Here is a 14,246-nt window from a genome sequence, read left to right as displayed (position 1 = left end):
CGCGCGCTCCGATGGCGGATGAGCCGTTCCCGGAGCGGATCGTTCGCAGCTGGTCGGGAGGCGGAACGACCAACGAGGAGCGCGACCGCCATCCCGAGAGTGAACCGGCGGTTCACGCCCTGGTCGCGGGGCGGGGCGTGCTGGTGGGGCGCTGCTCGCGAGCGGCGGTCCTGGTGCGGCTCAGGGCGACGCCGACCAGCACGACGACCATGCCCGCCACCACGCGCCACCCGAACCGCTCGTCGAGGACCAGCCAACCGAGCACGATCGAGACCACCGGCATCAGGTAGGTCACGGTGGAGGCGGTGGTGGCCCCCTCGTCGGAGATGATCCGGTAGTGCAGCGCGAACGCCAGGCCGGTGCCGAGGATTCCCAGCGTCGCGACGGCGAGCAGGGGCGCGAGTTCCGGCTCCACGGCGCGCATCCCGTTCACGGGCAGGGTCAGCAGTCCGAGTCCGGTGGCCGTGGTCAGCTGCATCGCCGCCAGTGCCAGCGAGGGCAGCTTCCGGCCCTCGTCGGACCCGGTGACGTAGTGTCCGATGTAGACGAACCCGATGCCGTAGCTCACCGCCGCCGCCAGGCACGCGAGCACGCCCCAGCCGAACAGTCCACCGCTGTTCCAGGGCGCCAGGATCAGCAGCACGCCCGCGAAGCCGAGCAGCAGTCCGGACAACCGCCGTGGCGACAGCGATTTCTCGGTCCCGAAGGCCACCCCGATCAGCAGGGTCCACAGCGGTGTCGTCGCGTTGAGGACACCGGTGAGCCCGGAGTCCACGGTCTGCTCTCCCAGCCCGAACAGCACCCACGGCAGGGCGTTGGCGAACAGCGCGGCGACGGTGATCCGCCCCCACAGCTTGCGCGAGTGTCCGCGAAGGCCGATTCCGCTCGCCGCGCACAGCAGCAGCAGGACCACGGCGCCGAACAGGATGCGCGCGAAGGCGACCTGGGTGGGGGTGAGCGCCTCCAGTCCGATCTTGATCAGGAGGAAGCTCGCTCCCCACATCAGCGCCAGTGCACCGATCCGCAGGTAGTTGGCCGGGTTGTTCACGGGGCCTCCCGAGTCGCCACGATGTTGCGGTTTCCACGGTGCGGGTTCACCAGAGGTAAGCACAAGTGAATACTGCTGTACTGACCTTTGAGCTCTGCTGTATCGTTGGTACATGTTGGATGTGCGTCGGATGCAGGTCCTGCGGGCGGTGGTCACCAGTGGTTCGCTCAGCGCCGCGGCGACCAATCTGGGCTACACGCCGTCCGCGATCAGCCAGCAGATCTCCGCGCTGGAGCGGGAAGCGGGTACGTCACTGCTGGAGAAGGTCGGACGCGGCGTGCACCCGACCCCGGCGGGCAACCTGCTCGCGGACCGGGCGGCGGCCCTCTCGGACCTGCTCGGCACGGCCGAGGCCGAGCTCGCCGACATCCGTTCGGGGCGTACCGGTCTGCTGCGCCTGCGGTTCTTCCAGAGCGCGAGCGTGGCGCTCGTCCCGCCCGCCGTGGCGAAGTTCCGCGCCGCGCACCCGGAGGTGCGACTGGACCTGCGGATGGTGGAGCGCAAGGTGCTCGACGAGGTCGCGGGTGGAGAGGCCGACATCGCCGTGCTCGTGGTGGGTAGGGAGGTCCCGGTGATGCACGGGGTGCGCGTGATCCACCTGGTGGACGAGCCCTACCGCGTCGTCCTGCCACGGGAACACCCGTTGGCCGCCGAGGAGGCCGTGGACCTGACCCACCTGTCCGGGGAGTCCTGGGTGCACGGTGGCCTGCTGCCGGGGCCGTGCAGCGAGTCGCTGGAGGAAGCCTTCGCCGCGGCCGGTTTCACTCCGCACGTGGCCTTCGACGCGGACAGCCCCGCCGCCGCGCAGGGATTCGTCGCCGCCGGAATCGGGGTCGCGCTGCTGCCGCGCCTGGGACTGGATCTCGTGCATCCGGATGTGGTCGTGCGGCCGGTGCGTCGTCCGGAGCCCGTCCGGCGCCTCTACGTCGGCGTTCGCGAGGCCGTCGCCGACCAGCCGGCCAGTCGGACCATGCTCGACGCCCTGTTCGAATCCGCCGGAACCTAGGGCGGAGCCCGGGGCGGCACGTCGTTACCCGGTTTCGCGCGAAACCGGGTAGCCACCACGGACGCCGGTGATGGTTATGGCTCTCCCCTAGAGCGACTTCTCGGTGTTGATCCGGGGCTTGCCGTTCTCGACGACGATGCCCATGAGGTGGCGTTCGAGGCTCTTGTCGCCGTCCTCCGTCTTGTAGCGCAGGTTCACCACCACCTTGTTGCTCTTGATCGCCCTGGGCTTGCCGAGGACCTTGACGTCCTTGACCTCACCCCAGAACTCCTCGTACTCGTCCTTGCCGACCTGCCTGAGCTTCGGCCCCAACAGCGACCACGACTTGTCCAGTTCGTCGGGCCACCAGCGAGAAGTACTTCTTGACGACGGCCTCCTTCTCGGCGGTGGAGACCCTTCTTGGCGGTGGTGCTGGGGGGCGCGCTGCTGGTGCTCGGCGGAGTGCTGCTCGTGGTGGGAGCCGAGGAGGTCGTGGTTGGGGGCGGCCGAGGTCGTGGCCGGCGCACTCGTGGTCACGGGTGGAGGAGCCGGACGGGGTGAGGATGACGACTGCGCGTTCGACGGTTCCGGAGAACCCCCGAAGGCGTTGGCGGCCAGGACGCCGATCAGGACGGCGGCCACGAGCGCGATCGCCCACACCGCGATGGTGCGTGATCGATTCGCCGCCCGCGCTCCTCGGGCGGGGCGGCCTGACCGACCCGTGTCGGGTCGGCTAGCCGCTGCGCCCGTGCGGCGGCCCGACCCGACACGGGTCGGTTCAGGCCGCCCCGCCCGAGGAGCGCGGGCGGAATCGATCACGCACCATCGCGGTGTGGGCGATCGCGCTCGTGGCCGCCGTCCTGATCGGCGTCCTGGCCGCCAACGCCTTCGGGGGTTCTCCGGAACCGTTCGAACGCGCAGTCGTCATCCTCACCCCGTCCGGCTCCTCCACCCGTGACCACGAGTGCGCCGGCCACGACCTCGGCCGCCCCCACCACGACCTCCTCGGCTCCCACCACGAGCAGCACTCCGCCGAGCACCAGCAGCGCGCCCCCCAGCACCACCGGCCAAGAAGGTCTCCACCGCCGAGAAGGAGGCCGTCGTCAAGAAGTACTTCTCGCTGGTGCCCGACGAACTGGACAAGTCGTGGTCGCTGTTGGGGCCGAAGCTCAGGCAGGTCGGCAAGGACGAGTACGAGGAGTTCTGGGGTGAGGTCAAGGACGTCAAGGTCCTCGGCAAGCCCAGGGCGATCAAGAGCAACAAGGTGGTGGTGAACCTGCGCTACAAGACGGAGGACGGCGACAAGAGCCTCGAACGCCACCTCATGGGCATCGTCGTCGAGAACGGCAAGCCCCGGATCAACACCGAGAAGTCGCTCTAGGGGGAGAGCCATAACCATCACCGGCGTCCGTGGTGGCTACCCGGTTTCGCGCGAAACCGGGTAACGACGTGCCGCCCCGGGCTCCGCCCTAGGTTCCGGCGGATTCGAACAGGGCGTCGAGCATGGTCCGACTGGCCGGCTGGTCGGCGACGGCCTCGCGAACGCCGACGTAGAGGCGCCGGACGGGCTCCGGACGACGCACCGGCCGCACGACCACATCCGGATGCACGAGATCCAGTCCCAGGCGCGGCAGCAGCGCGACCCCCGATTCCGGCGGCGACGAATCCCTGCGCGGCGGCGGGGCTGTCCGCGTCGAAGGCCACGTGCGGAGTGAAACCGGCCGCGGCGAAGGCTTCCTCCAGCGACTCGCTGCACGGCCCCGGCAGCAGGCCACCGTGCACCCAGGACTCCCCGGACAGGTGGGTCAGGTCCACGGCCTCCTCGGCGGCCAACGGGTGTTTCCCGTGGCAGGACGACGCGGTAGGGCTCGTCCACCAGGTGGATCACGCGCACCCCGTGCATCACCGGGACCTCCCTACCCACCACGAGCACGGCGATGTCGGCCTCTCCACCCGCGACCTCGTCGAGCACCTTGCGCTCCACCATCCGCAGGTCCAGTCGCACCTCCGGGTGCGCGGCGCGGAACTTCGCCACGGCGGGCGGGACGAGCGCCACGCTCGCGCTCTGGAAGAACCGCAGGCGCAGCAGACCGGTACGCCCCGAACGGATGTCGGCGAGCTCGGCCTCGGCCGTGCCGAGCAGGTCCGAGAGGGCCGCCGCCCGGTCCGCGAGCAGGTTGCCCGCCGGGGTCGGGTGCACGCCGCGTCCGACCTTCTCCAGCAGTGACGTACCCGCTTCCCGCTCCAGCGCGGAGATCTGCTGGCTGATCGCGGACGGCGTGTAGCCCAGATTGGTCGCCGCGGCGCTGAGCGAACCACTGGTGACCACCGCCCGCAGGACCTGCATCCGACGCACATCCAACATGTACCAACGATACAGCAGAGCTCAAAGGTCAGTACAGCAGTATTCACTTGTGCTTACCTCTGGTGAACCCGCACCGTGGAAACCGCAACATCGTGGCGACTCGGGAGGCCCCGTGAACAACCCGGCCAACTACCTGCGGATCGGTGCACTGGCGCTGATGTGGGGAGCGAGCTTCCTCCTGATCAAGATCGGACTGGAGGCGCTCACCCCCACCCAGGTCGCCTTCGCGCGCATCCTGTTCGGCGCCGTGGTCCTGCTGCTGCTGTGCGCGGCGAGCGGAATCGGCCTTCGCGGACACTCGCGCAAGCTGTGGGGGCGGATCACCGTCGCCGCGCTGTTCGCCAACGCCCTGCCGTGGGTGCTGTTCGGGCTGGGAGAGCAGACCGTGGACTCCGGGCTCACCGGTGTCCTCAACGCGACGACACCGCTGTGGACCCTGCTGATCGGGGTGGCCTTCGGGACCGAGAAATCGCTGTCGCCACGGCGGTTGTCCGGACTGCTGCTCGGCTTCGCGGGCGTGCTGCTGATCCTGGCGCCCTGGAACAGCGGTGGACTGTTCGGCTGGGGCGTGCTCGCGTGCCTGGCGGCGGCGGTGAGCTACGGCATCGGGTTCGTCTACATCGGACACTACGTCACCGGGTCCGACGAGGGCCGGAAGCTGCCCTCGCTGGCACTGGCGGCGATGCAGCTGACCACGGCCACCGGACTCGGACTGCTGACCCTGCCCGTGAACGGGATGCGCGCCGTGGAGCCGGAACTCGCGCCCCTGCTCGCCGTCGCGACGCTGGGAATCCTCGGCACCGGCCTGGCGTTCGCGCTGCACTACCGGATCATCTCCGACGAGGGGGCCACCACCGCCTCCACCGTGACCTACCTGATGCCGGTGGTCTCGATCGTGCTCGGTTGGCTGGTCCTCGACGAGCGGTTCGGGTGGCGCGTGGTGGCGGGCATGGTCGTCGTGCTGGTCGGCGTCGCCCTGAGCCGCACCAGGACCGCCGCTCGCGAGCAGCGCCCCACCAGCACGCCCCGCCCCGCGACCAGGGCGTGAACCGCCGGTTCACTCTCGGGATGGCGGTCGCGCTCCTCGTTGGTCGTTCCGCCTCCCGACCAGCTGCGAACGATCCGCTCCGGGAACGGCTCATCCGCCATCGGAGCGCGCGGGTCGGTGGCACCGACGGCACGACCACTTCGCTCACCGGGTGGATCCTCAGCGGTGGTGACCTGCGAATCCCGCACTTCGTCGGCATCCACGCCCTGCAAGCCCTCCCACTCCTGGTACTGGCCCTGGAACTGGCCGCGCGCCGGTCGCGGCGGCTTCGCGACCCCTCGTCAGGCTCCGCCCGACGCGCATCGCCGCGAGCGGTCACGCGGGACTGGTCCTGCTCATCACCTGGCAGGCGCTGCGCGGCCAGCCACTGCCGCACCCGGACGGCTGGACGCTCGCCGCGCTCGGCGCCCTGCTGGTCGCCCTCGCCGTCGGGGTGCTGATCGCCGTGCGTCCGGAGGTGACGACCGGGCCGCCGGAAGCATCACCGCTTCCGGATTCGGCCGCCGATCACACCAGGCGGCGGTCGGTGGCCCAGCGGGACAGCTCGTAGCGGTTGGACAGCTGGGTCTTGCGCAGCACGCTGGAAACGTGGGTCTCGACCGTCTTGACCGAGATGAACAGCTCGGAGGCGATCTCCTTGTAGGCGTAGCCCCTGGCGAGCAGCCGCAGCACGTCACGCTCGCGAGGGGTGAGCAGGTCGAGTTCGGGATCGCCGACCGACTCCGCGCTCGTGCCCCGGGAGAAAGCGTCGAGCACGAACCCGGCCAGCCGCGGGGAGAACACCGGGTCCCCACCGGCGACCCGCAGAATCGCCTCCGCGAGCTCGTGCCCGGAGATCGTCTTCGTCACGTACCCGCGCGCACCGCCACGAATGACCGTGATGACGTCCTCGGCGGCGTCGGAGACCGACAACGCCAGGAACACCACGTCGGGGTGGCTCTCGCGCACCCGGCGCAGCACCTCCGCGCCACCGCCGTCGGGCATGTGCACGTCCAGCAACACGACATCGGGGGCGAAGTGGCCGATCCCGGCCACCGCCTCGGCCACCGACCCTGCCTCGCCGATCACCTCGACCCTGTCGTCGGCTCCGGCCAGCTCCGCGCGCACCCCCGTGCGGAACAAGGCGTGGTCGTCGACCAGGTACACGCGGACCGGCCGGGGTCCGCCCTCGTCGTTCGTACTCGTCACCGCACGCCTCCTTCGTCGTCCCCGACCTAGTGCCGGGGAACAGCCAACTGGATCTCGGTCCCCGCGCCGGGTGCGGTCCGCACCCTGGCACTGCCACCGTTACGTTCCATCCTGCCCCGAATCGAGTCGGCCAGTCCGTGCCGATCGACGGCGACCCGTTCCGGATCGAACCCGGCGCCCCGGTCCCGCACGAACACCTCGACGGCGTCGTCGGTGACCTCCCCGTAGACGCTGACCTCGTCGACCCCGGCGTGCTTGGCGGCGTTGACCAGCGCCTCCCTGGCCGCGGCCAGCATCGCGGCGATCGGTTCGTCGACGTCGCAGTCGGAGACCACGACGTGCTGGGCGGTGATGGCGAAGGTGTCCTCGACCTCACCGCAGACCCGGCCGAGCTCCTCCGACAGCGTCCGGCTCGACGTCGCGGCACCGTCTCCCCGCTCGTCGTCGCTGCGACCGTGCCCCTGCGACCCGTACAGCCAGTGCCGCAGCTCGCGCTCCTGGCCGCGGGCCAACCGCCACACCTCGCGCGAGTCCCCCGACTGCTTCTGGATCAGCGCCAGCGTCTGCAGCACCGAGTCGTGCAGGTGGGAGGCGATCTCGGCGCGTTCCTGGGACCGGATCCGGCCGGCGCGCTCGACGTTGAGATCCCGCACCAGCCGCACCCACCACGGCACCGTCAGGACGGCGACGCCGACCAGCGTGGTCAACACGGCCAGCAGCGCGAAGCGCATCTCGTCGAGGGTGGCGTTGCCGCCGAGGAACAGCCCCAGGCCCACCACCGCGAGCCCGACACCGATGACGATGCGGAGGACGGCGGCGCGACCACCGCCCCCGACCATCACCTCGGCCACGCCGATACGAGCACCCTGCCGCCACCGCCCGCGCTGGGACTCGTCGGCCTCCCGCCACACCACGGCCGCGCCGACCAGCACCACGCCGAGCGGACCGACGAACCAGACCGCGCCGGTCCCCACCGACGTGATCGTCACCGCCAGGCCGACGCCCAGCACGAGCATCCCGAAACCCTGCTGGCGTTCCTTCGGCGTCGGCTCCGGCTCGTTCCCCGAGCTCTGCGGCACGAACATCCACAGCAGTCCGTAGGCGAGGATCCCGGACCCACCGAGGGCGGCCAGCACGACGAACACCGCACGCACCCAGAACACGGAAGCGCCCAGGTGCTCGGCCACACCTCCCGAAACCCCCGCCAGCACACGCCCGGAGCGCCTCCTGCGGAGCCTGCCGGACTCCGGCAGGCCCTCCCCGCGCGCGACTCGCCGCCTCGATCCCGGACGCCGGTACGGCACGGTCGCGGACGGGCGCTGCCGCGGGTCCGTCCGCCTCACCTTGCTCTTCAGCCGGGGGTGCACGCTGTCGATGGTCACACGCTCGTGTGCCCGGGAACATCGGGGAACACCCCCGGGCACGGGGGTGATGTTTACAGGTCGTCTCAGGGGCGGCCCCCGATGTCCGGAGGGACGCGGCCTCGGACAGTGGGTGACATGAGTAGGCCAGGGACGAAACCCGGTGTCGAGGACACGCTGCGAGATTTCTGGGCGAGCAGGCCGGTGCGCCCGAGTCGGGGCGGCAAGCTCGGCGGGGTCTCGGCCGCCATCGGGCACCGGTACGGCATCGATCCCGTGCTGGTGCGGGTCGCCTTCGTCGTGACGACCTTCTACGGCGGCGCGGGGATCCTGCTGTACCTGCTGGGATGGCTGCTGCTGCCGAAAGAGGGATCGTCGACGTCCACGTCGACGATCGTGCTGCTCGCGCTGCTGCTGATTCCGTGCTCGTACGTCGTCAGCGACGTACCCGGGCTGGTCGGGCTCGTTCTCGGTGGACTGGCGCTGTATCTGCTGCACCGCAACTACGGGGATCACGAGCCGGCCGAATCCGCGACCGAACCGCCCTCCGAATCATCGGCCGGACCCACGGCCGGACCCACGGCCGGACCCACGGTCGAGGGGGCGAACAACACCTGGGTGTATCCCACGGTGCGGTCCGGATCCACCGAGACCACCGAACCCGACCGGCAGGAACCCCCTTCCTGGGATCCGCTCGGCACAGCCTCCTTCGCCTGGGACCTGCCCGAACCCGATGACTCCCCTCCCGATCCCGCACCGTCCCGCCCGCGCCGGCACTCGGTCACGCTCGTGACCCTGGCGGTCACGCTGCTGGCCCTCGGCTTCGGGACCGCCTTCAGCCTGCCTCCCGTGATCACCACGGCCACGGGACTGGGAGTGCTCGGCATCGGCATGCTCGCGGGAGCGTTCCTGCGCGGTGGCCGTGGTCTGATCGTGCTGGCCGTCCCGATGGCCGTGCTGGCCCTGGCGTTCAACGCGCTGCCCACGGACACCTGGTACGGGGTCGGTGACCAGCAGGTGCGCCCGGCAGATGTCGCCGGACTCCGGGACAGTTACCGAAAATCGGTGGGCAACATCGAACTGCATCTCGACGACCTGCGCTTCCCCGAGGGGCGCACGATCACCACCGGCGGCGACGTCGGTGCGGGAAACATCAGCGTCCACCTGCCCCCGAACGTGGACGTCCGAGCGAAGTGCTCCGCCGACATGGGGAACGTGAACTGCCTGGGGCAGGAGCGCCAGGGCGACGGCGTCAGCGCCGCGGCCTTCGACGAAGGTGCCGACGGCCGCGGCGGAGGACAACTCGTGCTCGATCTCCACGCGGGCACCGGCAATGTGGAGGTTCTCCGTGACTGATCAGACTCCCGCTGCCCGAGAGACCTCGACCAATCGGCGCGCGGGGCCGGACCCGATCACCCTGACCGCGGGCGTGCTGGCCCTGCTCGTCACGCTCTACGTGCTGGTCGGAGTGCCGTGGAGCCTGCAGTGGGTGCTGGCGATCGGCATGCTCGGCTGCGGCGTCCTCGTGCTCGCCGCGTCGCTGCGCCGTCGCGACCGATGAAGAGGTCGGACGGGTCGGAGAGCCGTTCAGCGCTCCACTTCGATCACACCGGGCAGATCACCGAAACGGCCCTTCCTGTCGGTGGTGAGCACACCTCGCCCCGTCTCACGTGCGTGTGCGGCGATAATCAGGTCATGACGGCCACGTGGTCTACCGGCGACACGCACGTGGTCCAACAGATGAGCATGTGCCTCACCCGTCGTATATCCGTATTCCAGAACCGGAGCACGCTCCACGATCCCGCGTAACCATCGCTTCCTCAGCGCGGCTCGGTGTGAGGTGTCGGCACGCAGCACCCCGGTCAGGAACTCCGCGACAGTGACCCCCGCGATCGCGACGTCCTCGATGCCATCGAGCAGCGTCTCGAAACGTCCGTGATCCCCTTCCCCCACGATGAGCACACCGGTATCCAGGATTACTCGTTCCATCGGTCCGAGTCATCCGTGAGTACATCGTCGAGAGCGTCCAACTCCGCCGGCGCGGCACGAGCGCCTTCGGGATCGCTGCCGTGCTCAGCTCCCCAGTCACGAGCGAACGCCCGCAACGCGTCAGCATTGCCCGTACTGGCCGGCCGGATTTCCGCGACACGTCGCCCGTCCCGGGTAATCACGATGGTTTCTCCGTGCTCGGCCTCATCGAGCACGGAGGAGAACCCCCGCGACGCCTCCGTCGCCGTCATCAGCCTCATGGGACAACGGTATCAGATTTCAGATTACCGGCCCCTCCCGCTCGATGGCACCCCCGGGGCTCGGACGTGACGTCGACGGCCACCCGATTGATCTCGGGCACCTCGCTGGACGCGGAAGGGTCAATCCACGCAGTAATCAAAAAAAGACGCGGGGTTGATGCTCTTGATGCGCTGGACTGATGCTGTGCGCACCACAATGTCGATCGACGAACGACTACTCGAGCGTGCCAAGCACCGCGCGCGGCAGTGCGGTCAGACTCCGGGCCAGTTCGTCGAAGCAAGCCTGCGTCGGGAACTGATGAGTTCGTCCGAACAACCGGAGCCACCGAAAGTACCCGTCTTCGACGGAGGCACGCCACCTCCCGCGACGATCAACCTGCGGTCCGGGCGCGACATCGCCGCACTGTTCACCGATGAGGACGCCACGCGGCCCGGAGGGGGCTCCCGGTGAAGGTTCTGGACGTCAACGTGGTCCTGCCAGGACACCGACAGGATCACCCCGATCACGAGACAGCTCGACATTGGCTCAACGAACTGTGGTCACGCAAAGAGCATTTCACGGTGCCGTGGTCGGTGTGGTGGTCGTTCTTGCGGTTGACCACGGACACGCGCATCTCCGCCGTCCCCACTCCGCTCGACGAGGCGACACGCTTCACCAGCGCCGTACGCGCCCGACCGGGAGACATCACCGCGGACGCGGTATCGCAGGAGCACCTCGACCACCTGTACGCGGTGTGCGAAGCAGGCGAAGCCACCGGCAGCCTCATGCCCGGCGCCGCACTGGCGGCCCTGGCACAGGAACACGGTGGGGAAGTGATCAGTTTCGACAGGGGCTCCGGACGCTTCCCCGACCTGCGGTGGCGCACCCCGGCAGAATCGTGAACCGCCGACCGGGTCACCCCCGGCCGGTCACTCCCACTCGATGGTGCCCGGGGGCTTGGACGTGACGTCGACGGTCACCCGGTTGATCTCGGGCACCTCGTTGGTGATGCGCGTGGAGACCCGTTCCAGCACCTCGTAGGGCAACCGCGTCCAGTCCGCGGTCATGGCGTCCTCGCTGGAAACCGGCCGCAGCACCACCGGATGACCGTAGGTGCGCCCGTCACCCTGCACTCCGACCGACTGCACGTCGGCCAGCAGCACCACCGGGCACTGCCAGATGTCGCGGTCGAGCCCGGCGGCGGTGAGCTCCTCGCGGGCGATGGAATCGGCCGCGCGCAGGGTCTCCAGCCGCTGCGCGGTGACCTCGCCGATGATGCGGATGGCCAGTCCGGGGCCGGGGAACGGCTGGCGGTGCACGATCGTCTCGGGCAGACCGAGCTCCAGACCGACCCGGCGCACCTCGTCCTTGAACAGCGCGCGCAGCGGCTCGACGAGCCCGAACTGCAGGTCCTCGGGCAGGCCGCCGACGTTGTGGTGACTCTTGATGGTGGAGGCCCCGGAGCCGCCGCCGGACTCCACGACGTCGGGGTAGAGCGTTCCCTGCACGAGGAAGTCGACCTGCTCGCCCGCCTCACCGGCCTCGGCCTGCGAGTCCCTGGCCGCCTGTTCGAAGGTGCGGATGAACTCGCGCCCGACGATCTTGCGCTTCTCCTCCGGGTCGGCGACCCCGGCCAGCTCGCCGAGGAACCGATCGACCGCGTCGACGACGACCAACCGCACTCCGGTCGCCGCGACGAAGTCGCGCTCCACCTGGGCCCGCTCGCCCGCACGTAGCAGACCGTGATCAACGAACACGCAGGTCAACTGATCGCCGATGGCGCGCTGAACCAGCGCGGCGGCCACCGCCGAATCCACTCCCCCGGACAGCGCGCAGATCGCACGTCGGTCACCGACCTGCTCACGAATCGCGGCCACCGTGTCCTCCACGATCGAGGAGGTGGTCCAACGCGGACGGATGCCCGCGATGTCGTGCAGGAACCGCCGCAACACCTCCTGACCGTGCGGCGAGTGGGCCACCTCCGGGTGGTACTGCACTCCGGCGAGCCCGCGCTCCGGAGCCTCGAACGCGGCGACCGGGGTGTCCCTGCTGCCCGCCGTGACCGTGAAGCCCTCGGGTGCCTTGCTCACGGAGTCGCCGTGACTCATCCACACCGGGTGGTGGCCGGGCAGGTCCTCGTGCAGCGCACCGCCCTGCCCGGTGATCGACAGGTCGGTGCGCCCGTACTCGCTGACGCCGGTGTGCTCGACGGTGCCGCCGAGGGCCGAGGTCATCGCCTGGAAGCCGTAGCAGATCCCGAACACCGGGATGCCGGTGTCGAACAACCGCCCGTCGACGCGCGGCGCGTCCTCGGCGTAGACGCTGGCCGGACCGCCGGAGAGCACGACCGCGGCCGGGTCGCGACGCACGATCTCGTCGACCGGCGTGTCGTGCGGCACGACCTCGGAGTAGATCTGCGTCTCACGCACCCGCCGAGCGATCAGCTGGGCGTACTGGGCGCCGTAGTCGACCACCAGAACCGGCCCCTCGCCGGTGTGGGTCTGCGGAGCGCGGCTGCTGCTTGGGGTGCCGGACACGTGGTCGAACCTTCCTGGCCGTACGGGAATCCACGGCCATTGTCCCAGGTGACCGGCTCCACAGGCCCTTCGGGTCACCATGCCGCCCCAAAGAACTACGAATCGACGGGAGCACCCACTCAAGCTGGGCTCGACGTCGGGCAAGCGGCGTTAGCCGCTTCCCACCGAGCACGCGGACCGACCCGGCGGGTCCTCAGGCGCGGGCCTCGCGAGGACAGCTGCTGGTTTGACCGTGGCGCAACGCGCCTCCATGGGGGCGGCGGCCGGGTTACGGGTGGGCCCCGGCTGAGGTTCCGCCACAGGACCCGGCACGCGAACCGAACCACGCACCTCGCATTCACCGGGGCGTGTGCAGGGCGGCCGGGGCCTCGGCCGGGACCGCGGGATTCTTCGGTGGGACCGGCTCGACGCGGCGGTAACCCTCGGACTGCTCCGGGCGCGGATCGGCCTCGCCCTTGTTGGGCCACAGCGCGAAGGCGCGCTCGGCCTGGGCGGTGATCGTCAACGACGGGTTCACACCGAGATTCGCCGTGATCGCCGAACCGTCCACGACCGACAGCGAGGGATGCCCGTACGCCCGGTGATAGGGGTCGATCACCCCGTTGCCCGCGTCCTCGCCGATCGGGCACCCACCGATGAAGTGCGCGGTCAGCGGGATGTCGAACAACTCGCCCCAGGTGCCCCCGGGGATCCCGTCGATCTTGTCGGACACCCGCTTGGTGGCCTCCTCGCCCGCCGGGATCCACGTCGGGTTCGGCGACCCGTGGCCCTGCTGCGAGGTGATCCCGCGACGCCCGAACAGACCCCGCCGCAGCCGGGTGGTCAGCGAGTTGTCGAGGCTCTGCATCACCAGCAGGATCACCGTGCGCTCGCTCCAGCGCCGCACCGACAGCAGCCGCAGCGCCGTCAGCGGGCGCCGTACCACCGTCCGCAGCCACTGCCGCCAGCGCGGCGTGGACTCGGCGCCCGTCGTCTGCAGGGTCTGCAGGAACCCCATCGCATTGCTGCCCCTGCCGTAGCGCACGGGTTCGATGTGGGTGTCCTCGTCGGGGTGGAACGACGAGGTGATCGCCGTACCGCGGGAGAAGTCCTGATCCGGCGAGGTCCGGTAGCGCTGCGCGCCGGTGATGGCCTCGGAGTTGGTCCTGGTCAGCTCCCCCAGCTTCGCCGACAGCAGCGGGAGGTCGCCGCGCTCGTTCGCCCGGTGCAGGAGGTTCTGCGTCCCCCAGGTCCCGGCCGCCATCACGACCTGGTCGGCGGTGAACACCCGCCCGCCCTTGCCGAGCTTGGAACCGGTGCGCTCGGTCCCGATGCGCCACCGGCCGTCGGAGCCCCGGGCCAGCCGGTTGACCGTGGTCATCGGCCACACCTCGGCACCGTTGCGCTCGGCCAGGTAGAGGTAGTTCTTCACCAGCGTGTTCTTCGCCCCGACGCGACACCCGGTCATGCACGCGCCGCACTCGGTGCAGCCCGTGCGCCGGGGGG

The 14,246-nt window shown here is 70.0% G+C and carries 16 protein-coding genes and 1 pseudogene; 7 read left to right on the top strand and 10 right to left on the bottom strand.

Going from position 1 to position 14,246, the window contains the following annotated elements:
- Positions 1-112: 112 nt before the first annotated feature.
- Complete coding sequence (locus tag FHX42_RS00085; protein ID WP_328795808.1) at positions 113-1,048, bottom strand: DMT family transporter; 936 nt, start codon at positions 1,046-1,048, stop codon at positions 113-115.
- 112 nt (positions 1,049-1,160) lie between these two features.
- On the opposite strand from FHX42_RS00085, the gene FHX42_RS00080 reads away from it, so the two are divergent.
- A complete protein-coding gene (locus tag FHX42_RS00080) occupies positions 1,161-2,054 on the top strand; it encodes a LysR family transcriptional regulator (RefSeq protein ID WP_182542066.1) in 894 nt (297 codons plus the stop codon).
- A gap of 87 nt (positions 2,055-2,141) precedes the next feature.
- Here FHX42_RS00080 and FHX42_RS00075 read toward each other — a convergent pair whose 3' ends face one another.
- A complete protein-coding gene (locus FHX42_RS00075; RefSeq protein WP_182542065.1) occupies positions 2,142-2,693 on the bottom strand; it encodes a hypothetical protein in 552 nt (183 codons plus the stop codon).
- Positions 2,694-2,848: 155 nt separating this feature from the next.
- Positions 2,849-3,097: a hypothetical protein gene (locus FHX42_RS00070; RefSeq protein ID WP_182542064.1), complete on the bottom strand. Its 249-nt coding sequence runs from the start codon at positions 3,095-3,097 to the stop codon at positions 2,849-2,851.
- 59 nt (positions 3,098-3,156) lie between these two features.
- Here FHX42_RS00070 and FHX42_RS00065 point away from each other — a divergent pair, with 59 nt between their 5' ends.
- Positions 3,157-3,414, top strand: a complete 258-nt coding sequence (locus FHX42_RS00065) for a hypothetical protein (RefSeq protein WP_182542063.1) — start codon at positions 3,157-3,159, stop codon at positions 3,412-3,414.
- An 88-nt stretch (positions 3,415-3,502) separates the two neighbouring features.
- Here the strand turns inward: FHX42_RS00065 and FHX42_RS00060 are convergent.
- Positions 3,503-4,398: pseudogene (locus FHX42_RS00060) on the bottom strand (LysR family transcriptional regulator).
- A 112-nt stretch (positions 4,399-4,510) separates the two neighbouring features.
- Here FHX42_RS00060 and FHX42_RS00055 point away from each other — a divergent pair.
- Complete coding sequence (locus FHX42_RS00055; protein WP_328795808.1) at positions 4,511-5,446, top strand: DMT family transporter; 936 nt, start codon at positions 4,511-4,513, stop codon at positions 5,444-5,446.
- Positions 5,447-5,953: 507 nt separating this feature from the next.
- On the opposite strand, the gene FHX42_RS00050 is transcribed toward FHX42_RS00055, so the two are convergent.
- Both FHX42_RS00050 and FHX42_RS00045 read right to left on the bottom strand, forming a co-directional pair.
- Entirely contained in the window at positions 5,954-6,634 is a 681-nt protein-coding gene (locus FHX42_RS00050; RefSeq protein WP_182542061.1) for a response regulator, read from the bottom strand.
- Between the two features lie 26 nt (positions 6,635-6,660).
- Positions 6,661-8,016, bottom strand: coding sequence for an ATP-binding protein (locus FHX42_RS00045; RefSeq protein ID WP_407926186.1), 1,356 nt, complete (start codon positions 8,014-8,016; stop codon positions 6,661-6,663).
- Between the two features lie 117 nt (positions 8,017-8,133).
- On the opposite strand from FHX42_RS00045, the gene FHX42_RS00040 reads away from it, so the two are divergent.
- A complete protein-coding gene (locus FHX42_RS00040; protein WP_182542060.1) occupies positions 8,134-9,351 on the top strand; it encodes a PspC domain-containing protein in 1,218 nt (405 codons plus the stop codon).
- Positions 9,344-9,556 carry a hypothetical protein gene (locus FHX42_RS00035; protein ID WP_235987131.1) on the top strand — a complete coding sequence of 71 codons (213 nt, stop codon included), beginning with the start codon at positions 9,344-9,346 and terminating at the stop codon, positions 9,554-9,556. The genes FHX42_RS00040 and FHX42_RS00035 overlap by 8 nt, the downstream gene beginning before the upstream one ends.
- Positions 9,557-9,582: 26 nt before the next feature.
- Here FHX42_RS00035 and FHX42_RS00030 read toward each other — a convergent pair whose 3' ends face one another.
- A complete protein-coding gene (locus tag FHX42_RS00030; RefSeq protein ID WP_182542058.1) occupies positions 9,583-9,984 on the bottom strand; it encodes a PIN domain-containing protein in 402 nt (133 codons plus the stop codon).
- The gene (locus FHX42_RS00025) at positions 9,972-10,235 is read right to left on the bottom strand and encodes a type II toxin-antitoxin system Phd/YefM family antitoxin (RefSeq protein WP_235986930.1); all 264 of its coding nucleotides are present in this window, start codon (positions 10,233-10,235) and stop codon (positions 9,972-9,974) included. Before FHX42_RS00025 ends, FHX42_RS00030 begins: the two co-directional genes overlap by 13 nt.
- A 193-nt stretch (positions 10,236-10,428) precedes the next feature.
- On the opposite strand from FHX42_RS00025, the gene FHX42_RS00020 reads away from it, so the two are divergent.
- Both FHX42_RS00020 and FHX42_RS00015 read left to right on the top strand, forming a co-directional pair.
- On the top strand, positions 10,429-10,695 hold the full coding sequence (locus FHX42_RS00020; RefSeq protein WP_182542056.1) for an antitoxin: 267 nt from the start codon (positions 10,429-10,431) through the stop codon (positions 10,693-10,695).
- Positions 10,692-11,126 carry a TA system VapC family ribonuclease toxin gene (locus FHX42_RS00015; protein ID WP_182542055.1) on the top strand — a complete coding sequence of 145 codons (435 nt, stop codon included), beginning with the start codon at positions 10,692-10,694 and terminating at the stop codon, positions 11,124-11,126. The genes FHX42_RS00020 and FHX42_RS00015 overlap by 4 nt, the downstream gene beginning before the upstream one ends.
- 27 nt (positions 11,127-11,153) lie before the next feature.
- Here the strand turns inward: FHX42_RS00015 and guaA are convergent, their stop codons facing one another.
- Entirely contained in the window at positions 11,154-12,761 is a 1,608-nt protein-coding gene (gene guaA / locus FHX42_RS00010) for a glutamine-hydrolyzing GMP synthase (protein ID WP_182542054.1), read from the bottom strand.
- A 337-nt stretch (positions 12,762-13,098) separates the two neighbouring features.
- Positions 13,099-14,246: FAD-dependent oxidoreductase (locus FHX42_RS00005; protein ID WP_182542053.1), on the bottom strand; the 1,148-nt coding region annotated here is incomplete at its 5' end.

The organism is Halosaccharopolyspora lacisalsi (genome assembly GCF_014137975.1).
GTDB classification, from domain to species: domain Bacteria; phylum Actinomycetota; class Actinomycetes; order Mycobacteriales; family Pseudonocardiaceae; genus Halosaccharopolyspora; species Halosaccharopolyspora lacisalsi.
The sequence above is the reverse complement of the archived record's forward strand: the minus strand, read 5'-3'. Positions and strand labels throughout refer to the sequence as shown.